22 protein-coding genes are annotated in these 19,461 nt (G+C 40.7%); 12 read left to right on the top strand and 10 right to left on the bottom strand.

What is annotated here, in order from left to right:
* Positions 1–314 precede the first annotated feature (314 nt).
* Positions 315–764, bottom strand: a complete 450-nt coding sequence (locus F9802_RS09090) for an OsmC family protein (RefSeq protein WP_152151378.1) — start codon at positions 762–764, stop codon at positions 315–317.
* A gap of 388 nt (positions 765–1,152) precedes the next feature.
* Here F9802_RS09090 and F9802_RS09085 point away from each other — a divergent pair, with 388 nt between their 5' ends.
* A complete protein-coding gene (locus F9802_RS09085; RefSeq protein ID WP_152151124.1) occupies positions 1,153–1,287 on the top strand; it encodes an FbpB family small basic protein in 135 nt (44 codons plus the stop codon).
* A 218-nt stretch (positions 1,288–1,505) separates the two neighbouring features.
* Here F9802_RS09085 and F9802_RS09080 read toward each other — a convergent pair whose 3' ends face one another.
* Positions 1,506–1,958 (bottom strand): nucleoside deaminase, encoded by a 453-nt coding sequence (locus F9802_RS09080; RefSeq protein ID WP_152151123.1) that lies wholly within the window; start codon positions 1,956–1,958, stop codon positions 1,506–1,508.
* A 106-nt stretch (positions 1,959–2,064) separates the two neighbouring features.
* Between F9802_RS09080 and F9802_RS09075 the strand changes: the two genes are divergently transcribed.
* From F9802_RS09075 to F9802_RS09070, 3 genes are all read left to right on the top strand, one after another.
* Positions 2,065–3,351, top strand: coding sequence for a LysM peptidoglycan-binding domain-containing protein (locus F9802_RS09075; protein WP_152151121.1), 1,287 nt, complete (start codon positions 2,065–2,067; stop codon positions 3,349–3,351).
* A 115-nt stretch (positions 3,352–3,466) separates the two neighbouring features.
* A complete protein-coding gene (locus F9802_RS19930) occupies positions 3,467–3,598 on the top strand; it encodes a DUF6254 family protein (RefSeq protein ID WP_225435268.1) in 132 nt (43 codons plus the stop codon).
* Positions 3,599–3,790: 192 nt separating this feature from the next.
* Entirely contained in the window at positions 3,791–4,054 is a 264-nt protein-coding gene (locus F9802_RS09070; RefSeq protein WP_152151120.1) for a hypothetical protein, read from the top strand.
* A 20-nt stretch (positions 4,055–4,074) separates the two neighbouring features.
* Here F9802_RS09070 and qoxD read toward each other — a convergent pair whose 3' ends face one another.
* From qoxD to F9802_RS09040, 6 genes are all read right to left on the bottom strand, one after another.
* Positions 4,075–4,356, bottom strand: coding sequence for a cytochrome aa3 quinol oxidase subunit IV (gene qoxD, locus F9802_RS09065; protein WP_152151118.1), 282 nt, complete (start codon positions 4,354–4,356; stop codon positions 4,075–4,077).
* 2 nt (positions 4,357–4,358) lie between these two features.
* Entirely contained in the window at positions 4,359–4,955 is a 597-nt protein-coding gene (gene qoxC, locus F9802_RS09060; protein WP_152151116.1) for a cytochrome aa3 quinol oxidase subunit III, read from the bottom strand.
* Positions 4,955–6,901 carry a cytochrome aa3 quinol oxidase subunit I gene (gene qoxB / locus F9802_RS09055; RefSeq protein WP_152151114.1) on the bottom strand — a complete coding sequence of 649 codons (1,947 nt, stop codon included), beginning with the start codon at positions 6,899–6,901 and terminating at the stop codon, positions 4,955–4,957. The genes qoxC and qoxB overlap by 1 nt, the downstream gene beginning before the upstream one ends.
* A 72-nt stretch (positions 6,902–6,973) precedes the next feature.
* Positions 6,974–7,900: a cytochrome aa3 quinol oxidase subunit II gene (qoxA, locus tag F9802_RS09050; protein ID WP_152151113.1), complete on the bottom strand. Its 927-nt coding sequence runs from the start codon at positions 7,898–7,900 to the stop codon at positions 6,974–6,976.
* A gap of 556 nt (positions 7,901–8,456) precedes the next feature.
* Positions 8,457–8,948, bottom strand: a complete 492-nt coding sequence (locus F9802_RS09045) for a hypothetical protein (protein ID WP_152151111.1) — start codon at positions 8,946–8,948, stop codon at positions 8,457–8,459.
* A gap of 194 nt (positions 8,949–9,142) precedes the next feature.
* Positions 9,143–9,325, bottom strand: coding sequence for a hypothetical protein (locus F9802_RS09040; protein ID WP_152151109.1), 183 nt, complete (start codon positions 9,323–9,325; stop codon positions 9,143–9,145).
* Positions 9,326–9,598: 273 nt separating this feature from the next.
* Here F9802_RS09040 and F9802_RS09035 point away from each other — a divergent pair, with 273 nt between their 5' ends.
* The 8 genes from F9802_RS09035 (at position 9,599) to F9802_RS09000 (ending at position 16,835) form a co-directional block, all read left to right on the top strand.
* Positions 9,599–10,165 (top strand): hypothetical protein, encoded by a 567-nt coding sequence (locus tag F9802_RS09035; RefSeq protein ID WP_152151107.1) that lies wholly within the window; start codon positions 9,599–9,601, stop codon positions 10,163–10,165.
* Positions 10,166–10,787: 622 nt separating this feature from the next.
* Entirely contained in the window at positions 10,788–11,030 is a 243-nt protein-coding gene (locus tag F9802_RS09030; RefSeq protein ID WP_152151105.1) for a hypothetical protein, read from the top strand.
* Positions 11,031–11,101: 71 nt separating this feature from the next.
* Entirely contained in the window at positions 11,102–12,289 is a 1,188-nt protein-coding gene (locus F9802_RS09025; RefSeq protein ID WP_152151102.1) for an acetyl-CoA C-acetyltransferase, read from the top strand.
* Positions 12,290–12,595: 306 nt separating this feature from the next.
* A complete protein-coding gene (locus F9802_RS09020; protein ID WP_225435265.1) occupies positions 12,596–14,185 on the top strand; it encodes an ATP-binding protein in 1,590 nt (529 codons plus the stop codon).
* A 4-nt stretch (positions 14,186–14,189) separates the two neighbouring features.
* On the top strand, positions 14,190–14,906 hold the full coding sequence (locus tag F9802_RS09015; RefSeq protein WP_404799154.1) for a response regulator: 717 nt from the start codon (positions 14,190–14,192) through the stop codon (positions 14,904–14,906).
* 392 nt (positions 14,907–15,298) lie between these two features.
* Entirely contained in the window at positions 15,299–15,553 is a 255-nt protein-coding gene (locus tag F9802_RS09010; RefSeq protein WP_152151100.1) for a YkvA family protein, read from the top strand.
* A 31-nt stretch (positions 15,554–15,584) separates the two neighbouring features.
* Entirely contained in the window at positions 15,585–16,376 is a 792-nt protein-coding gene (locus F9802_RS09005; RefSeq protein ID WP_152151098.1) for a TerC family protein, read from the top strand.
* A 72-nt stretch (positions 16,377–16,448) separates the two neighbouring features.
* Positions 16,449–16,835: a sporulation protein gene (locus F9802_RS09000; protein WP_152151096.1), complete on the top strand. Its 387-nt coding sequence runs from the start codon at positions 16,449–16,451 to the stop codon at positions 16,833–16,835.
* A gap of 551 nt (positions 16,836–17,386) precedes the next feature.
* On the opposite strand, the gene F9802_RS08995 is transcribed toward F9802_RS09000, so the two are convergent.
* Both F9802_RS08995 and F9802_RS08990 read right to left on the bottom strand, forming a co-directional pair.
* Positions 17,387–18,172, bottom strand: a complete 786-nt coding sequence (locus F9802_RS08995; protein WP_152151093.1) for a class I SAM-dependent methyltransferase — start codon at positions 18,170–18,172, stop codon at positions 17,387–17,389.
* A gap of 62 nt (positions 18,173–18,234) precedes the next feature.
* A complete protein-coding gene (locus tag F9802_RS08990; protein WP_152151092.1) occupies positions 18,235–19,278 on the bottom strand; it encodes a Bug family tripartite tricarboxylate transporter substrate binding protein in 1,044 nt (347 codons plus the stop codon).
* Between the last annotated feature and the right edge of the window lie 183 nt (positions 19,279–19,461).

The following is a 19,461-nucleotide window of genomic DNA, read 5'->3' as shown; positions in this document are numbered from 1 at the left end:
TTATAAAAGTTCGTACCTGTATGAAAAAACAAAACCAATAATGATAGCGCTATCATTGAGGTGCATTTTCGTGTATTGAACAGCGAACAAGGCGATCGCTGTAATTTTTAATCACCGTGTTTAACGTTCTTTTAACAATCTGCTAATGGCAGACATTCTTAAGAACTCAGAGGTCCCGGCGAGTGATAAGTGATGATGGCTTGTTACACAAACAGCCATCATTTTCATATTTTTATTAATGATAACAACAGTTTTAATGACAAAGGGGCTGTTCCGCAGTTAATTATTTACTGACTCGTGGGACAGCCCCTCGTTTAGGTGATCGTTTGAATCGAGGCTTCCAGCCGAACCTCTACATTCCCCTTGATAGCCCGGCTGATCATACATGATTTCTCAGCTTTTTCAGCCAGTCTTTGCGCTAAGGAAATATCTCTATCAGAAGCGTTTGCTTTTAAAACAATTTTCGGACGGTGGATGATTGTTTTGTATGTGATGACGCCGCCGGTTACATCGACAATGCCTTCTGACTCCATTGTCAACTCTTCTTTTTCCAGCTTGCTTCGTTCCATCATTGCGGCCAGCGTAATGATATAACAGGTAGCCGCTGCCCCGAGCAACATTTCGTCCGGGTTCGTCCCGACGCCTGGCCCATCCATTTCTGGAGGGATCGATACTTCTGTTTTTAAGTTGCCGGATTCAATATGTCCCACATCATTCCGCAGTCCGGGCCAATTCGCTTTTAAATAAAAACTATGTTCGGCCATGTGATCGCTCCTATCACTTATATATTCAAATCGCTTCCAAAATGGGCCTCGTTTACCCTCTTTATTTGGTTCGCGCTGAACGTTGATACCGTTCATAAAATGCTCGTAAAGATTTTTCATTCGCTTCACATCATATTGAATGTTGTCATCTTCCTGTCAAAAAAAGACACAATTCCCCATAAAAACCTCTACTTAGCAGCATAAAAGTCGAAAGTAGATAGTACTTGTAAAAAAATCCTTCATAAATTTGTCGAATTATGTCTGGTTAAAAACAGTTAATTAGCGTATTATTATAAATAGAGTGTATGTTCAGAAAATTCATTCAGGACATTACCTTTTCTAAGTATATTGCATCTTAGGAAGCACTACAATGTAAAGGGGTGTAATTATGCGCCATAAATATAGAAAATCATTTGAAGAGCTTGTAAAAGAGAATAAACAACAATTGCTTAACGATAAACAAGCGTTGGAAAAAATTGAAAAGCGTATAGAAGAGCGTCATGAGCCTAAAAAGCTAGCTTAATACAGCTAGCTTCAGGCTGTTGGCAAACGCTCGCTTTCTTCGTTGCTCTCCTGTCTGCGGTGCTCATGACCCTCTTGGTCACTCCGCTCCTCATCAGGCTTCGCGCCTTGAAAGACAAACGTTTTCAATCAGCCTGAATATGTCTAAAATAGAATTTGTCTACAATCTCAAGCTAGCTTAATACAGCTAGCTTTTTTATATCGGGACACCAGGAAAGACTATGACCGTTCTTTCCAAAGCTTCATCGGGTTTTCCTGACCTTCATTCAACGGCATTCGGATCATTGAAAGGGCGCGTTCTTCTTTCAGCTTTTTCAAGTCTTCATAGATGATTTTTGATGTCGCAAGTCCCGCTTCCACCGCATCCTCAACTGCCGCACAGTAAAAAACTTTTTCGATTCCGGCAAAGTACATCGCCGCTAAACACATCGGACAAGGTTCGCCGCTCGCATACATCGTATATCCCGACAAATCGTTCGTCGAAAACTTTTCCTGCGCACGCCGAATGGCCAGCATTTCCGCATGACCGCTCACATCATGCACTTTATGCAGCTCGTTCACACCTTCAGTAACGATATTATCACCTTTCACAAGAACTGCGCCAAACGGCTGGCCGCCCTCGCGCACGTTGTCTATCGCCAGTTCTACTGCTCTTTCCATAAATTTATCCATTTCACAACCTCCATTAAAAACGATTATTTCATTGAATACTATATATGTAACACAAATATACTTGATTATGAAGCAATCTTTTATAGATGAAAGGCGGGTGTTTATTTTGCAGATCCATGTTGTTCAAAGGGGACAAAGTTTGTATGGTATTGCTCAAGTGTATGGAACTTCAGTTCAATCGATCGCTCAGGCGAACGAATTACCCGATCCTTCACGTCTTGTCGTAGGGCAGGCGTTAGTTATACCCATTGTGGGACGCTATCACTGGGTGCAGCGAGGGCAATCTTTCTATACCATTTCAAGAATGTACGGCATAACCGTCAATGAGCTTGCGCGCGTGAATAATATATCCGCTGCTGCACCTCTCCGAGTGGGACAGCGTCTCTATATTCCGCCCCGGCCGAAGCCAACGATTGATGTGCTCCTTTATGTTGAACCGTCAACGACAGTTAGTCAGACGATGATCAACGAGGTGCGCAATAGAGTTGGCTCTTTAACGTATCTTGCGATGTTCAGTTACAGCGTAAACCGTGACGGGTCTTTGAATTCTCCATCGATTGACAATATACCGGCGATTGCCCGTGCTGCGGGAGTCGTGAATGCTATGGTTGTCAGCAATATAGAGAATTTTGAATTCAGCGCTGATCTCGCTCATGCTTTATTTACTAACGAATCAGCCCAAAATCAATTGTTTGGGAATATCATTCAAATTGCTAACGAAGTGGGATATGGGGATATTCACTTCGACTTTGAAATTATGAGACCTGAAGATAGGGAGCTTTATACGAGCTTTTTACGAAGAGCCCGGGATAGGCTTCATGCGGCTGGATTAACGATTTCGAACGCCGTTGCACCAAAACCAAGTGATATAACAACAGGAATTTACGGAGCTCATGACTATGCAGCTATTGGCAATATCGTTGATTTTACCGGGCTTATGACGTATGAATGGGGATATACTTACAGTACGCCTCAGGCAGTCAGCCCAATAGGTCCTGTACGTAACATTGTACAATATGCAGTGAGTGTGATTCCGCGCAATAAAATTCTGTTAGGGCAAAATTTATACGGATATGACTGGGCGGCACCTTACCCGCCGGCAGGGGGCCCTCCAGCAAGAGCGATCAGTCCTCAACAAGCGATTGCTATCGCTTTAAGGGAAAACGCTCAAATTCAGTATGACTATCAGGCCCAAGCACCTTTCTTCCGGTATATCGATGATGCAGGGGTACAGCATGAAGTTTGGTTCGAGGATGCCCGCAGTATTCAAGCGAAATTTGATTTGATTAAGCAGTTTAATTTGCGAGGGATTATGTATTGGAAGCTGGGGTTGTCTTTCCCGCAAAATTGGCTGTTGTTGAGGGATAATTTTAATATTAGAAAGAGAACATAATTCGATTGATTCAATTGCTCATTCCGAGTTGTGAAGTTTAGCTTTTTAGCATAAAAATTGCCCTAACGGTTAATCTATTGTTCATTGACTTTACGTAAAGGGGGCACTTGTCAAGATGACACAATCTAAACGGCAAGAAGAGCGGCAATGGAAAGGAAGAAAGCAATCTCAAAATCCACATGGAAAAGTCAAGTCTTTTGAGCAATTAGTTGAGGACGCGGGGAAAAATGAATCTGAAATTAAGTAAAACCATCCACAAGCTAAAGGAACCCTTCTAGAGCCGGTTATGCACTGACTTTAGGAGGGCTCTTTTTTATACTTAACTGCATAAGAGAAGAACAGATGAGAGATTTGTTAAAGAAATTATGTCAAAATTGTATAGATTAATTGACAATTTTGTGAACATAATGAATAATAAATAAAAAGGAGGATGGATGAAATGGAATCTAAAGGGAAAATGCTAAACGCGGTAAAGTATGTCGGCGGTACAATACTTACACTCGGAATGCTCATTTTTTTAGCTGGCTTTTTTGAAAGCGGATACAGTGTGTTAACGCCGGTTGGTATTGGAACGGTTTTTGGTGCTATCTTTATCTTTCTAATGGGGGTATTTTTTGTAGCAACAGAAGAGATGCATGAGAAAACATATAAAGGAATTGAGGTAGAAGCTCCAATTCCAACAGAAAAAGGAGCACCGTTATAGGCGCTCCTTTTGAATAACTATTACATATCCCAGACCAAGATTAGTAAAGTACCGAAAACGGTAACTAGAGCAATGACGACTCCGTAAAAGATATTCGTATAGATCGATCCTTTATCATCCGTTTCGCCAGCGTGCATAAACACTACTAGTTGAAGGCCTGCCTGCACGAATGCTGTTATAAGAAGAACCGTCATGCCCGCTGTAAATGACATGTCTAAGAAGTAAACTAAAAGAGCAACAGCGGTTAAGACCATTGAAAATACGAAGCCCATCACCTGTTTACGCGGAAATAATTCGCTCATATTTACATCATTCCTTTCAAGTAGACGAAGCTGAAGATAAAGATCCAAACGACGTCTAAGAAATGCCAATAGAGAGAGAAGATAAATGATTTATTCGCTGTTTCAGGCGTCAGCCCGCGTTTTTTTACTTGCAGGATGATAGCTGTTCCCCAAAGTAAACCAAGTGTAACGTGCGCTCCATGCGTTCCCAGTGTTGTTAACAGGATCGCTGTAAAGGCGCTTGTTTGTATTCCTGCCCCAATGTGAGCATAGTGAACGAACTCATAAATTTCAACCCCTAGGAATCCTGCCCCAAGAAGAAGCGTAATCGCAAAGAATGAAAGCATGGCTTTCTTATTGCCAATACGCATCGCATGAACCCCAAGACCGATAGTGAAACTGCTTGTTAACAGCACGATCGTTTCAATGAGCACCGGGGTAATTTCGAAAATGTCTGCTCCGGAAGGGCCGCTTCCCGTGCGATCAACTAATGTAAAGTATGACGCAAAAAGAGTGGCAAAAAGCATGATTTCGGCACCTAGGAAAATCCAAAAGCCCAAGATCTTTAAGCGATTTTCTTCCGTGCTATATTCAAGTGGCAGCGAGTGATCGATTTTCATTAGCTAGCACCTCGCAATTTTGATTCTGTTTCTTCAACTTCTTCAACAGAGATGTACCGGCCGTGATCTTTCTCGAACGAGCGGTGAGCCATACAAGCTAGTATGCCGATTGTTGCTGCAATGGCAGGAATCCACATGCTAAATACGAGTGAGAATCCCCATACGAAGAAGATACAGCTCATGAGAAACGGTACGCCGCTGTTATTAGGCATATGGATTTTTTCATATTCGCCTTTGAATAGTTCATGTCCTTTTTTCTTAGCATCCCAGAACGCTTCACTTGAATCAACTTGTGGTACAATCGCAAAGTTATATTCTGGTACCGGACTATGAGTAGCCCATTCAAGGGAACGTGCATCCCATGGGTCAGCACTAATATTCCGTGGAGAATAACGTACGCTGTAATAAACGTTGTAAGCAATTAAAACAAAGCCTACAGCTAATCCAACTGCTCCAATAAATGAAATCATATTCAAAGGCCCATATCCAGTTGATTCAGAGTATGTGTACATACGACGCGCCTGGCCATCTAGGCCACTGAAAAACATTGGCATGAATGCAACGAGAGTGCTGATTCCGATGATCCATGCTGTCCATTTTCCAATTCGTTCATTCAGCATGAAGCCGAACATTTTTGGCCACCAGTATGTGAGACCAGCAAGCATCGCGAAGACAACACCAGGAATGATAACCATGTGGAAGTGAGCGACTAAGAACATCGTATTATGGTACTGATAGTCAGCAGCTGACATTCCAAGCATTACCCCTGTAACCCCACCGATTGTGAAAAGTGGAATAAACAGCAGCGAATAAAGCATTGGTGTCGTAATCTCGATCTTACCTTTCCAAAGTGTAAGCAGCCAGTTAAAGATCTTCACCCCGGTCGGAACGGCAATGGCCATTGTTGTAATCGAGAAAATACTATTTGTTAACGCTCCTTGACCCATTGTAAAGAAGTGGTGCGTCCATACTAAAAATGAAAGAAGAGAGATAAGTACCATGGAGGCAACCATTGATTTATAGCCATATAGGTTACGGCGTGCAAAGGTTGAAATTACTTCACTATACACACCAAATGCCGGCAAGATTAAGATATATACCTCAGGATGTCCCCAAACCCAGAACAAGTTCGCCCAAAGCATATCCATACCGCCATTTGTCGTTGTAAAGAAGTGTGTCGCAAATAGACGGTCAAATGTTCCCATTGCAAGCAACACTGTTAATACAGGGAACGCGAAAACAATGATTACGTTTGTTACAAGAACAGACCATGTGAACATTGGCATTTTCATTAATGTCATGCCTGGTGCTCTCATTCTTAGAATGGTAGTCAAAAAGTTAACACCCGTCATTAATGTACCAATACCAGCAATCTGAATAGCAATCATATAATAATTCGATCCTACAGATTCACTAAATTCAGTACCTGCAAGCGGGAAATATGAGGTCCAGCCGGCATCAGGAGAACCACCAACGACGAAAGAGATGTTGAGTAACATCGCACCCATAAAGAATAACCAGAAGCTTAGCGCATTTAAACGCGGGAATGCAACATCCCGGGCGCCAATTTGTAATGGAACAACAAAGTTCATTAAGGCTATGATGAATGGCATAGCCATGAACAGGATCATAACGATCCCATGCGTTGTGAAAATTTCATTATAATGCTGGGCATCCAGCAGCTTGTTTTCAGGAACGGCAAGCTGGGCACGCAGCATGATCGCATCTGCACCGCCGCGGAACAGCATAAGCAGAGCTGATATTAAATACATAATACCAATACGTTTATGGTCGACTGTCGTTAACCATTCACGCCATAGATAGCCCCATTTTTTAAAATAAGTTAAGCCGGCGACGATCGCGACCATCGTAAGAGCAATGGCAACCATTGATGCGTAAATCGCAGGGCTTGGATGAGGAATGGCAAATCGCTCAAAGAACTCCATACTTTTGTGGCTCCTTTCGGAAAATATATTGCTTATCACGTAAAATTAGTTTGTTATAAAGCTTAAAATCTATTAATGGGAATGGTGTTCTGATCCTTTGTGAGACTCGCTTGATTGTTGATGTTCAGCGTGTTCATCTTCTGAATGCTCATCAGAATTGCCTGATCCATGATGATGTCCCTCTGGAGGCGGCAAAAATTTCAAGTGAGTACCAGTGTACGTGGACCGTCCAAGGTGGCCTGGTTCCAACAACTCATCAAATTTTTCTTCAGTTAGAGGTTTCGCTGTTTCTTTCACCTCATCTACCCATTCATCAAATTTTGCTTGGGGCATTGCTGTGACTTCAAATGTATTTTCAGCGAACCCTTTCCCACTGAAGTTTGCATTTCTTCCCATGAATTCACCTGGAGAATCAGCTGCTAAATGTAATGTAGTGATCATGTCAGACATCGCGTATTTTTGTCCGCCCAGCTGCGGAATCCAGAAGCTAGTGATTGGTCCGTATGAATAAAGCCTAAATTCAAGCGGCCGGTCTGTTGGAATATACAAGTAGTTAACTGTTTCGATATTTTCTTCTGGATAACTAAAATGCCATTTCCAGTTGGAGGACGAAGCGTAAACAACTAGTGGTTCTTTATCTCCGTATCCTTCCGGCTTTGCCTCTACGATATAGTTACTTTTAACGGAAACAATAGAAAGGAAAATAACGATTAAAATCGGAATCCCTACACAAATCGCTTCAACAATAATATTGCCTTCAATGTGGGGAGGCTCATAGTCTTTACTTTGTTTAGAAGCACGGTATTTAATTAACATAAATGCTAAAAGTGCGAAAACGACAATGACAATAATCGACATAAGCCCGATAGACAACATAATGTCGTGTGCTTGCCTTTCAGCTTGCGGCCCTTTAGGATCTAAGACCATTAATGGTTCACATCCTGCCAGGACCGTGGCAAGAACGAAAATTACTGATAAAAAGGCCCGTTTCATTTTCATAGAGAAACCCCTTTCTTGTGATTTAGAAATTTAACAGCATAAGTAATATTTGAAAGTGAGGCATGCTTCACAATGAATGTTTTTATCTTAATACCATAAATTCAAATAGACAACCGAATGTGATACGCTTCACAAAATGTTCAAGAAATAACCGTAAAATGTGACACAAAACTTTCAAGAAAAATTTGCGAATGTGACACAAAGTATCCATGAAGCAGAAGCCGAAGAAAGTTAAACCAATATTCACATAAAAAGGAACAGTGGTATTGGCCTAAGGAGTTTCATCGTCAATACAAAACGAAAGGGACTGCTCCAAAAGCTGTTGTTTAACAGACTTTTGGAGCAGTCCCCTTTTAAAATAAACAAAGTGAAGCGAGGCGGCATTGCGTTGTGCACAGGTTAACGGCTATGACGGTTTTCTGCGCGGGAATCGTTGAATTGTACACGGCAAATGGACTTATGCACCGGCCGCCGGGTTTTATGCACGAGTTGTGCTGATTTCTGCGCGAGGACAGCCGGAATATACATACAGGACTTCTGCACGCGAAAATAGCAATTAATCAGTAATCTCCAACTCCTTCACAAACCGCTTTTTAGCGTAGGAGGACGAAAGCTTGTACACGCCTGTCTCCACGTCATCCAAATTAAATTCTGCTGAAGCGGTGATCTTTTCGCCCGCTTTCAACGTATGCTCGACGTAAGATTGAATGCAAAAATCGGCGGTGATATCACCAGCTCCTGACAGCTTCACGCCGCCTTTATTGATGGCAATCGTCAAGTCCCCGTCACATGGGGTGCCGCCGAACGTGTAATCATTGTCGCCCGTATTTTCCACCGTGGCTGTTACCTGAATCATTTGGCCTTTTTCAACTTTGCCCGGAACAGGAGGGGCAGTCAGTTTACCATCCACCACATATTGAACGGCGAGCGTGTAGATGATGTTCGGAATTAATTCTTCTTCGTAAAAGGCAGGTTTATCTTTTCCTTCACTTTGGCTGCAAGCGGCTAAAAGGAGAGCGGGCAACAAAGCAAAATACCACTTTTTCATGAATACACCTCCGGATTGAAATGGAAAGCTTGCCTGTCCTTCTTTTATTGTATAAGGAATCCCGCTGAAAATGGACTTCAGCGGGATTTTATTATTTAGCTCTATTAAAGAGTAGTGTTGACATCTTTCTTCAACTATTGGCCGGCCTTATAATGCGAACGAGTCTAGTTGAATAACAAAGTGGTACAAGGTCATTATAATATCCCTTGTAATCCCCACATAATAATAGCGGTAACCGGCACTAGTACCCAAATGTTTCGGCCAAGGAGACCATTACCATCATGGTTCTGTCTTTCTATATGATCCAGCCTTTTAATCACTTCATCTAATTTTCTCTCAAGTTCAAGCCGCTCAAGGTTTTTTTCTTCTTCCATCATAATCATCCTTCCTTTTGTCCTTATATATACGTTTTGTATCTTATTTTAATCTCCTTAAAATAAGACCTTAAAAAGCCTTAAACATGAAATCCATAGATTTTTTAAGTGGTTTTGTGCATTTGTACAAGCAATTTTTTTCATTTAGCATTTTATAGTACTAGGGGATCCATGCACATCTTAACGAAAATACACGCTGGACAAATTCTGGCCTATAAAAACGTTAAAATATGTGTGCTGCCCTTGCCGAATTCATCAAAAGAGGGAGATTAGAAAGTGAGTTTAGATAAAAATCATGAGGATGGCTGCACTGCCGAAACGGGACAGGAAACAGGTGCTGATGAAAAGGTAGACGCCTTTGTCGAAACACTTTCAGACAAAGTTGTCGGCAGGTTTCCTATATCTGAAAAAACTAAAATTGTGATTGTCATTAACAACCAGTTCACCAGTGCGCCAAATACTACACAAATTGCAAGTGGAGCTGGGCGAAACAGTGCAGCAGGGAGTAATGCTGCCATCGATTCGTCGAATACCGAACAGCAACAGAGTGTAGGAGCTGAGGGAGAAGCCAAAAACTTTGGTATGAATGGTAACCAATGTGAGCCACACGAAAAGCATGAAGATTGGGGCGATGGTGACGAACTTGTTATTGTCATCAATAATCAGATCAATCAAGCTGGAGAAGTGTCATCGGCAACTCAAGTGGCAAGCGGCAGCGGAACTGACAGTGCGGGTGGAACTAATGCCGCCATTGCAAGTTCCAACACTAAACAGCAACATTCTGTTGGCGGGGACGGTGTTGCTGTAAACGATGGTGAGAACGGCAGCCAAGAGGAAGTGTAACTATCCCGTTAAAAGTGAAGTTATGTCTGAATCACACTAATAACACCTTTTATTTATAAGGGGTACCGGGCATAACTCCGTCTCTAACAAGAAATGGGGGAATCTGCCCCCCTTTTTCAGAGAGGGAATTTTTATAAAAACTTAAAAAAATTTACATAGAATTGACAAAAAATTTGGAAAGTTGTCCTTGTCATAGACCTTAGTATGAATTATCATATATATGTATGTAACCCAATAAAAACCATAAATTAGCAGGAGGGGGAGATGGAATTTTATAGGGCTTTAATTGTTAATGCGCAACCTATTACAGATTTTCTGAATTTTCATCCCGTCTTTAGACACGGGATGAAAATTCAGTCAGGCAAAGGATAGTTTTTGCTATTTAAGCTGGGGGAGTTTCAGGAACATCGCATTTCTTGTCGTTAATGTTGACTCAAAAGTTGATAGTTAGAAGAATTTAAAGAAAAATGCAGTGCTAAGAAACGTCAGAATAGACTGAAAATTTACATATGTAATAATTTTCGGATAAATTTTTCAGGATGTCTTTTAAAATAATTATACGAATCTGATGCAGGACGAGTCATTAACATTTCCTTATAATTTTCCAGGAGGGTAAACATTTATGCAACCAATTTATAGTCCTTGCTATGGCAAGGTTGAAAACATTTTGGTAAACAAATCATCCTATATTTATGCGTGGGAAAAGCTGTTTTTAATAAGAGATAAAAATGGCTCTGTAAACGAAATTAGAGTTGGGATGAGTGGTGTGATTACGTCTTTGGAGGTTAAAGAAAATCAAGATGTAACTCCAAATACGGTCCTGGTGAAAATACAGGAAGATTTATTTGCTACCGGATCCGATTAATCTTATAAGCTTTTAATCTAGTATAATAAACAACGAAGAACCTACATTTTTATTATAAGGAGACGAATAAAATGACAAAACAAGAAATAGTTATAGCAAGTGCGGTTCGCACGCCAATTGGAAATTTTAATGGAAGTTTAAAAGATATTTCAGCGCCAAAACTAGGTGCTCTTGTTATTCAATCTGCATTAGAGAAAGCTGGAATTACCCCAGAACAAGTAAGTGAAGTTATTATGGGCAACGTCCTTCAAGCGGGATCAGGTCAAAACCCTGCTCGACAAGCTTCGATTCATGCAGGTGTCCCTCAGGAGGTACCGGTATTTACGATTAATCAAGTTTGTGGATCTGGATTAAAAGCGGTTCATTTGGCTGCACAGTCCATTTTAGCTGGTGATGCTGACATTGTTGTTGCAGGTGGTATGGAGAATATGAGCCAAGCACCGTATTTATTAGAAAATGCCCGTTCAGGATTTCGCATGGGAGACCAAAAGGTAATTGATAGTATGATTCGCGATGGCTTATGGTGTGCATTCAATGATTATCATATGGGAATTACTGCAGAAAATCTTTGTGAAAAATACGAGCTGACAAGGGAAGAACTAGATCAATTCGCTGCTCGAAGCCAGCAAAGAGCGGTTGCAGCAATTGAGGCTGGTCGTTTTGAAGAGGAAATTGTTCCTGTTGTCATTCCGCAAAGAAAAGGAGACCCTATTGTTTTTGCGAAGGATGAGTTTCCTAGAGAAGGAACAACCGTTGAAACACTGGCAAAATTGCGTCCAGCCTTCAAAAAGGATGGTATCGTAACTGCTGCCAATTCTTCAGGTATTAATGATGGAGCTGCCGCAGTTGTTGTAATGAGCAAGCAGAAAGCTGATGAATTGGGAATTGAGCCGCTTGCAACAATTCGTGCGAATGCGAGTGCTGGTGTGGATCCAAGCATTATGGGAATTGGTCCTGTTCCAGCTACTAAAAAAGCATTGGAAAAAGCAGGTCTATCCATTGAAGATATAAATCTTATTGAAGCAAACGAAGCCTTTGCTGCACAGTCAGTAGCAGTTGGAAAAGAGTTAAAATTCAATGAAGAGATTTTAAATGTGAATGGCGGCGCCATTGCACTAGGACACCCAATTGGTGCAAGTGGAACGCGTGTCTTAGTTTCGTTGTTGCATGAATTAAAGCGAAGAGATGAGCGTTACGGCTTAGCCACTTTATGTATTGGTGGGGGCCAAGGTGTTGCAACGGTGGTTGAACGCCCTTAAGTAAAGCTTTATATGTCACAAACTAGTGCTGCCTATGCCGGTTTTTCTGCCGGGCATTTGCAGCCTTAAGGTCACGTCAACGAATTTCGTTAAAAAACTCGAAAGCGTTTATTATAATAACGAAGCCTGCCCCGCAAACCGGAATCTATCGATTTGCGAGGCAGGCTTTTGTGTGCCCTATTCATACTTTTTTATTTTTCATTGACAATGGAAAGAAAAATAAGAGTTAATAAGTATAAGCAAATCATAAGCGGCTTAAAAGCGGGCAAACATTCGCGTCATTCGTTTGGAAAGAGGGGCAGATGATTGAAAAGAAAATTTACACAGCCTACGTTATTAACACAAATGATCGGCTTTATTTCCATTATTGTTTTTCTTACTATTTTATTTGTAAGTATGATTTTTTCTTTAATGTTGGATGAGGTAGTTAAGATGTCACTAGGCAACCAAGCAATGACGGTGGCTAAAATGACTGCCCAAAAGGAAGAGATCATCCAAGCATTTGAGAAACCCAATCCTTCTTTAACGATCCAGCCAATTGCCGAAGAAATTCGCAAATCAACGGGGGCGGGCTACGTGGTGATTGGCAATAAACAAAACATTCGCTATTCTCACCCTCAAGCAAAATATATCGGTAAAGAGATGGGAACAAGCAGCAGTCAAGCTTTGGAGAAGGGAGCTTCTGTTATATATGAGGGAACGGGGATATCGGGTTTTGCTGTGAAAGCAAAAACGCCTATTTACAATAAAAAAGGGAAGATTATCGGTGTGTCATCTGTCGGTTTTTTAACAAATGAAATAGAGAAAAGAATTAACAGTTACCGGCTAAAATTGTTTCAATTTTCGATATTTATCGTTATCGCTGGTATCATAGGCGCTGTTATTATTGCTAAAAGGATAAAAAGATTGATTTTTAACTTGGAGCCGGAAGAGATTTCATTTTTATTTAAAGAGAAAGAAGCAGCCCTGGAATCGATCCGGGACGCGACTGTTGCAGTCAATAAATTTTATGAAATCACTTCCATTAATAAGCGGGCAAGAGAGCTGCTGAAAGATGACCGAATAGAGAGAGGCGGTAAAGTTGTTAACAGCAGGCTGATAAGGATTATTGAATCGGTTGTCATGACAAAACAAAGTCTCGTTAATCAAAAGTTCCTGGTTGGCCACCAGCTGTATATGATTGATGCCTCACCGATTGTGCAAAAGCAGCAAACAAGCGGTGCAGTGTTGACGATTCGTCCTGAATCGGAAATTGAACAAATGACAAATGAAGTGTCAAAAATTAAAAGCATTTCTGATAATATCCGCGCTCAAAATCATGAATATTTAAATAAGTTAAATACGATTTACGGATTGATAACACTAGAGCAGTATGACGAGGCAAGAGAACTTATATCCGATGAGGTGAAAGAGCGTCAGGATACGGTTGTTTTCTTAACATCGTCTGTTAAAGATCCTTTTATTGCCGCCTGCCTGCTTGGAAAGATTAACCGTTCTAAGGAAATGAAAGTGCAGCTGGGGATCGATGAAAACAGCAATCTCGAGCATATTCCCTCTTCTTTAAACACAAAGATGTTCGTGACTGTGCTTGGTAATATAATAGATAATGCGATGGAAGCAGCGAGCGGAACGAAAGGTGAACAGGCGGAGGTGAAGGTATCCTTTACCGATTACGGAAATGATATTATTTTTGATATAGAGGATAACGGCGCAGGGATTCCTGATGAATGGCAAGAAAAGATTTTTGCTGAAGGATTTTCTACGAAAGAAGGAGAAAACCACGGTCTCGGACTGGCAATTGTCAAACGGACAATAGAAGTATTACATGGAGAAGTTTATTTATCAGCCAGTGATTTAGGCGGTGCGAAGTTTACAATCGCCATACCAAAAAGATAAAGAGGTGAGGAGAATCAAAACAGCAAACTCATTTTTCCAAGTAATGATCATAGAAGATGATGAAACAGCAACAAAAATTTATGAAAAGTTCACCGAGAAAGTAGAAGGATTTCAAGTGATAGCTTCCGCCAGCACAGGAAAACAGGCGCTTGAGCTGCTGAATGTATTTACTCCGGACCTTATTTTGCTTGATGTGTTTTTGCCGGATATGAAAGGAACAGATTTATTGTGGGAAATTAGAAAAGAACTGCGCAGCGTTGATGTGATTATGATCACGGCCGCCAATGATGCACATACAGTGAGTGAAGCGATCAGAGGCGGAGCGTTCAGTTATATGATGAAACCAATTATGATTGATAAGTTTCTAGATACGCTTGAGCAATATAAAGAAACGAGAACGAAGCTGACTAATTTAAAAACAATAGAGCAAAATGACGTGAACAGCTTTTTTAGAATGAAGAGCCGGGAAGAACAAGCGGCAAAGGAGCAAGATCCGGAAGATTTGCCAAAAGGAATTGATAAACATACGTTAAAGAAAGTAAGAGCACAAATGGAGAAAATAAAGGACAGCATCAATGCGGAAGAATTTGCAAAAACGATTGGCGCCAGTCATTCCACTGTCCGGCGTTACCTGGAATATTTAGTAGCCAATCAAGAGATTGAAGTAGAAATTATGTATGGAACGATTGGCCGCCCTGAGCGCAGATACCGGAAAAGGTAATAGCAAGATTTCCACGTATGAGTAAAATAATATTTGACATGTTTATAGAGAGTATAGTATGTTTACTTTAAATAGTTGAATAGTTCTCCTAAAGGGGAGTAGCTTTTACAACAAAGTCGTCATTTCGGAGTGCTGTCACTCTCGGCTTTGTTGGCAACATAACGTTGTTAGCAAGACCTTTACCTATTGGTAAAGGTCTTTATTTGTATAAAAACCTTTACCACATTTGGTAAAGGTTTTTTTATTTGGTAAATTTCGTTGGAGGGAAGATTATGGGAAATAGACAGCGTTTACTTGAGGCTATAGTAAAGGAAGCCGTTAAACTCTACTAGACTTTTAAAAATTAGAAAAGGGTGATTCATTTGTTCAAGTACCTAAAAAGAATTAAATTTATGTTGAAATTTTGGAAATTCCTCCCCTTTTTAAAAGATTTTTTCGTATCAAGGGATGTACAGCTTCATAAAAAAGCACTTGGAATCTTACTGATTCTCACATATGCCTTCTTTCCTTTTGATATGATTCCAGACTTCCTGTCTTTCATTGGAATCATAGATGATGTTGTTATCGCAGGTTTTGTTCTAGAAAGAATGGTAAAAATGGCTCCACAATCTCTTAAAGAAAAATATAACGTCGTTGAGAATACGTAATAACAGAATACTAAAGGAGGAATAATATTACGTGGAACTTTCAATGTTATTAGAATACGGCTGGGTACTATTACTTTTAATTGCAATAGAGGGACTATTAGCAGCGGATAATGCACTTGTTTTAGCCATCATGGTCAAGCACCTTCCAGAAGAGGAAAGAAAGAAAGCACTGTTTTATGGACTCGCGGGTGCATTTGTTTTCCGTTTTGCTTCACTATTTGCGATTTCCTTCCTTGTCGATGTATGGCAGGTTCAAGCGATAGGTGCTCTTTATCTTTTATTTATTGCAATCAATCATATTGTTAGAAAACTGATCGTAAATAAAGGAAAAGAAAAGAATAAAGAAGCAGAGGAAAAGAAACAATCAGGATTTTGGGGAACTGTTTTCAAAATAGAATTGGCCGACATCGCATTTGCAGTTGACTCCATTCTTGCGGCAGTGGCACTAGCAGTTACGCTTCCAAATACAAATCTGCCCCAAATCGGCGGGCTGGATGGGGGGAAATTCCTCGTTATCTTTGCTGGAGGAATAATAGGTTTAATTATTATGCGCTTTGCTGCTAATTTCTTTGTAAAATTGCTTCATACGAAACCAGGCTTGGAAATTGCCGCTTTTCTCATTGTAGGTTGGGTTGGAGTAAAGCTGTCTGTTCTTACGTTATCACACCCAGAGTTGGCAGTATTACCTGAAGGGTTTGCCAAATCACCTGAATGGAAAATAACATTTTATGTGGTACTCGTTCTAATCGCATTAGGAGGCTGGTTTCTATCAAAGGAGAAAAAAGAGCTGCCTTCTGGAGAAGAATCTAATGGAAGTGTATAAATTTCCAAGTTTTATAAACTGGTTAGGGAGTACGCAAAATATAAAATCTTAAACAAATGAGGAGGGTATTCATTGTTACTGAGGAAATTCATGTCTCGTTTAGGAATAGGTTCAGCACAAATAGATCTTATCTTGCCTAAGGAAGCGTATAGTCCTGGTGAACATATTAACGGGTATTTCTTAATCAACGGCGGTACTATTGAACAAAAAATCAAACGAATCGACTGTGATTTGGTCATGATTGATCAATCTACAGATATAGAAAAAGTAATAGATTCAGCAACCATCTTGTCATCAAGGCTTATTCTTTCAGAAGAATTGAATAAAGTATCGTTTACTTTTAATCTACCAACTTCTGTCCGGGTTTCGACAGAAGATATATCGTACCATTTTAAAACAAAGCTCACTTTTAACGAAGGTGTAGAAAGTAGAGACCAGGATATCATTCAAATCATCTAATAACTCCCTTTTAGATCAATCGGATTCGTTTTTTTCATTAATTTCAAAAAAACGAATCTTTATATTTAGTTCGTTCGTAAAAATACCTAGAGACTTTAGACGAGTAAAGTAGGCTATACTTAGCTAAGCTTAGTACTAAGTTATTAAATTTTGTCCTTAATCTATTCTAGATTAAACAAAACAACAAGCTCTACAAAAAGATGAAAAGAGGTAAAAAATGTTTAAAAAAATATTGAAGCAAATCAAGCAACTTTCCCAAGGCAGCAGCGAGCGAAGACATGGTCATTATCACCGAGGAAGCAGCAGTAGCAGCCGACGGTATAAACGATCTCCAATGAGTGGAAGTAACCGCTACAAACGGAAAGGCCGGAGCAGCAGCTAATCTTCCTCTCTAAAGAGCTCATTATTTTTTAATAAAATGTTTGGAATACGTAAATCTTGATAACGTTGTAAATTCGGAATTACTGACTGTCCTATAGAGGGGGAGGAGAAAGAAAAATGACAAAACTGGGTGTTAACGGCAGTGCATGCTGGTTAACACCCGGTTTTTATCATAAGCTTTTTTCTGCCAGAGCCATCCATTCGTCAATAGTCAGTGATTGAATGTCATCGTTAGTTGAATGAATAGAAAAGTAGTCTTGAGTAACTTTTCCAGCGGAAAGAAGGTGGGCATCGACTTGTTTAATTTGTTCCGCTGATGTGGTCGTGCGTCTCACCCAATCCGGATAATTGAACGTCTTTTTGCGGAACGCTTCTTTTTGTAAAGTTAAGCCGGCCTGTTCAAACCAGACCGTCCACTCTTTCACGGAATAGCTGCGGACATGGCTGTCATCACGCAGTTTTTCCAGACGATTGACGAAATCATCCAGTTCTTTTTCTTCAGGAGCAATGTTATCAATGAGCAGAAATTTTCCTCCAGGTTTTAATACGCGTGCCACTTCTTTGACAAACTTCTCCGGATGAGGGAAGTGGTGTGGGGCAATCCGGCATGTAGCCGCATCAAACGTATTGTCTAGGAATGGAAGGGACTCTGCGTCTGCAGTTACATAAAAAATATTCGCTGCAAAAGGATCCAAATGGCGTTTAGCGGTTTCCAGCATTTTATAAGTTAAATCTGTCGCAAATACTTGGGCCGCATGGGGTGCCAGCGCTTTTGCCGCATGCCCGCCGCCTGTAGCAATATCAAGGGCGACGGAGTTGGGATGGAGCTGCAGCCAGTCAGGAAGAAGAGCCAAGTCGGATCCGGTTGCATGGGTGCTGCTCGTTACATACTTCTCTGCGTGTTGGCCGAATTGTTGCTGCACTTTCTTTTTAATGTCTTCAGATTGTTCCTTCATTTATAATTCACTCCTTTGGAATGGATAAAAAAGAGAAGAGAGGCTGTCTCTTCTCTTTTAGTTTATTTTTGCATGTTCAGTGATTCGAGAATTTCTTGAATTAATTTTTCCTGTTCGTCCAGGAACTTTACGAAGTCTTCAGAGTTTTTATAGCCGTCTTCCCAGCCGTTTGTTTCCAAAACTTTTTTCCACTCAGGTGTTTGTGTCATGTCCGCTAATGTTTTATTCCAATAATCCACTGCATAGTCCGGCATTTCTTTTGGACCGAAGAGACCGCGCCAAATGGTGAACTCTGCATCAATTCCTGCTTCTTTATAAGTTGGGATATCCGCATACGTTCCTTTTAGTCTTTCAGGTGAAGATACGCCAAGCACACGCACTTTTCCTGCTTTTAAATATTCGCCGGTACCGGAAATATCAGTGGCAAGCACGTCGGCATTTCCGCCAATCAAAGCTGTCATCGCTTCCCCGCCGCCATCATAAGAGACGTATTTAATTTTAGCTGCATCCACACCTGCTTTTACTGCCGGAAGCATGGCGACTAAGTGATCTTGTGAACCAGGTGCTGACCCCCCGGCTAATGTGAGACTGCCAGGATTTTTCTTTAAATCAGCAAATAAAGATTTTAAATCTTTATATTTAGAATCAACCGGTACAACAATGGCCCCATAGTCTTTTGTCAGCTGTGCTAAAGGTGTTAAATCTTTATAAGAGTACGGGCTGTTTCCTTCTTTTTTCAAATTGTTAATGAGCAATGGCGCGGAAGGAAGAAATAAACGGTAAGGATCTTTAGGATCTTGATTAATAAAGTCAGCAAGACCAACAGCCTGGCCGCCGCCCGGTTTATTTTCGACTGTCATGGACTGCTTTGTCAGCCCTGTGTCATTTAATACTTTTGTTACTGCACGAGCGGTTGTATCAAGACCGCCGCCTGCGCCGGATGGTGCGTTAATGACAATTGGTTTTTCAGGATAAGAAGCTGCCGCTTTGCTGTCGCCGCTTCCTGCTGAAGAGGAACCTGACCCTCCGCAAGCTGCTAAACTGAGAGCCAGAGCACCGCTGGCAAAAACACTTCCCCATTTCTTAAAATTGATTGTAGAAAACATATCTCTTACCCCCTTAATTATTGATAGCGCTTTCATATTTGAATCGTACCACCGGGTTTAAAATCTGAATAGTTTACACACATTTTTTCTATTAAAATCATAATTTTCACGCAACTATAAAATTTCGTGAAAAATATAAAAAATATTAAAGATATGATTTAAAACTTTCAATAAAAATAAGAT

Source organism: Bacillus aerolatus (assembly GCF_009183655.1).
In the GTDB taxonomy this organism is placed as follows: Bacteria; Bacillota; Bacilli; order Bacillales; family Domibacillaceae; genus Pseudobacillus; species Pseudobacillus aerolatus.
The sequence above is the reverse complement of the archived record's forward strand: the minus strand, read 5'-3'. Positions and strand labels throughout refer to the sequence as shown.

Bases quoted from the DNA above. Each gene is read 5' to 3' on its own strand.
- F9802_RS09090 (WP_152151378.1), bottom strand. From the start codon at position 764: ATGGCCGAACATAGTTTTTATTTAAAAGCGAATTGGCCCGGACTGCGG.
- F9802_RS09085 (WP_152151124.1), top strand. From the start codon at position 1,153: ATGCGCCATAAATATAGAAAATCATTTGAAGAGCTTGTAAAAGAGAAT.
- F9802_RS09080 (WP_152151123.1), bottom strand. From the start codon at position 1,958: ATGGATAAATTTATGGAAAGAGCAGTAGAACTGGCGATAGACAACGTG.
- F9802_RS19930 (WP_225435268.1), top strand. From the start codon at position 3,467: ATGACACAATCTAAACGGCAAGAAGAGCGGCAATGGAAAGGAAGAAAG.
- F9802_RS09070 (WP_152151120.1), top strand. From the start codon at position 3,791: ATGGAATCTAAAGGGAAAATGCTAAACGCGGTAAAGTATGTCGGCGGT.
- qoxD (WP_152151118.1), bottom strand. From the start codon at position 4,356: ATGAGCGAATTATTTCCGCGTAAACAGGTGATGGGCTTCGTATTTTCA.
- qoxC (WP_152151116.1), bottom strand. From the start codon at position 4,955: ATGAAAATCGATCACTCGCTGCCACTTGAATATAGCACGGAAGAAAAT.
- qoxB (WP_152151114.1), bottom strand. From the start codon at position 6,901: ATGGAGTTCTTTGAGCGATTTGCCATTCCTCATCCAAGCCCTGCGATT.
- qoxA (WP_152151113.1), bottom strand. From the start codon at position 7,900: ATGAAAATGAAACGGGCCTTTTTATCAGTAATTTTCGTTCTTGCCACG.
- F9802_RS09045 (WP_152151111.1), bottom strand. From the start codon at position 8,948: ATGAAAAAGTGGTATTTTGCTTTGTTGCCCGCTCTCCTTTTAGCCGCT.
- F9802_RS09040 (WP_152151109.1), bottom strand. From the start codon at position 9,325: ATGATGGAAGAAGAAAAAAACCTTGAGCGGCTTGAACTTGAGAGAAAA.
- F9802_RS09030 (WP_152151105.1), top strand. From the start codon at position 10,788: ATGCAACCAATTTATAGTCCTTGCTATGGCAAGGTTGAAAACATTTTG.
- F9802_RS09025 (WP_152151102.1), top strand. From the start codon at position 11,102: ATGACAAAACAAGAAATAGTTATAGCAAGTGCGGTTCGCACGCCAATT.
- F9802_RS09010 (WP_152151100.1), top strand. From the start codon at position 15,299: ATGTTGAAATTTTGGAAATTCCTCCCCTTTTTAAAAGATTTTTTCGTA.
- F9802_RS08995 (WP_152151093.1), bottom strand. From the start codon at position 18,172: ATGAAGGAACAATCTGAAGACATTAAAAAGAAAGTGCAGCAACAATTC.
- F9802_RS08990 (WP_152151092.1), bottom strand. From the start codon at position 19,278: ATGTTTTCTACAATCAATTTTAAGAAATGGGGAAGTGTTTTTGCCAGC.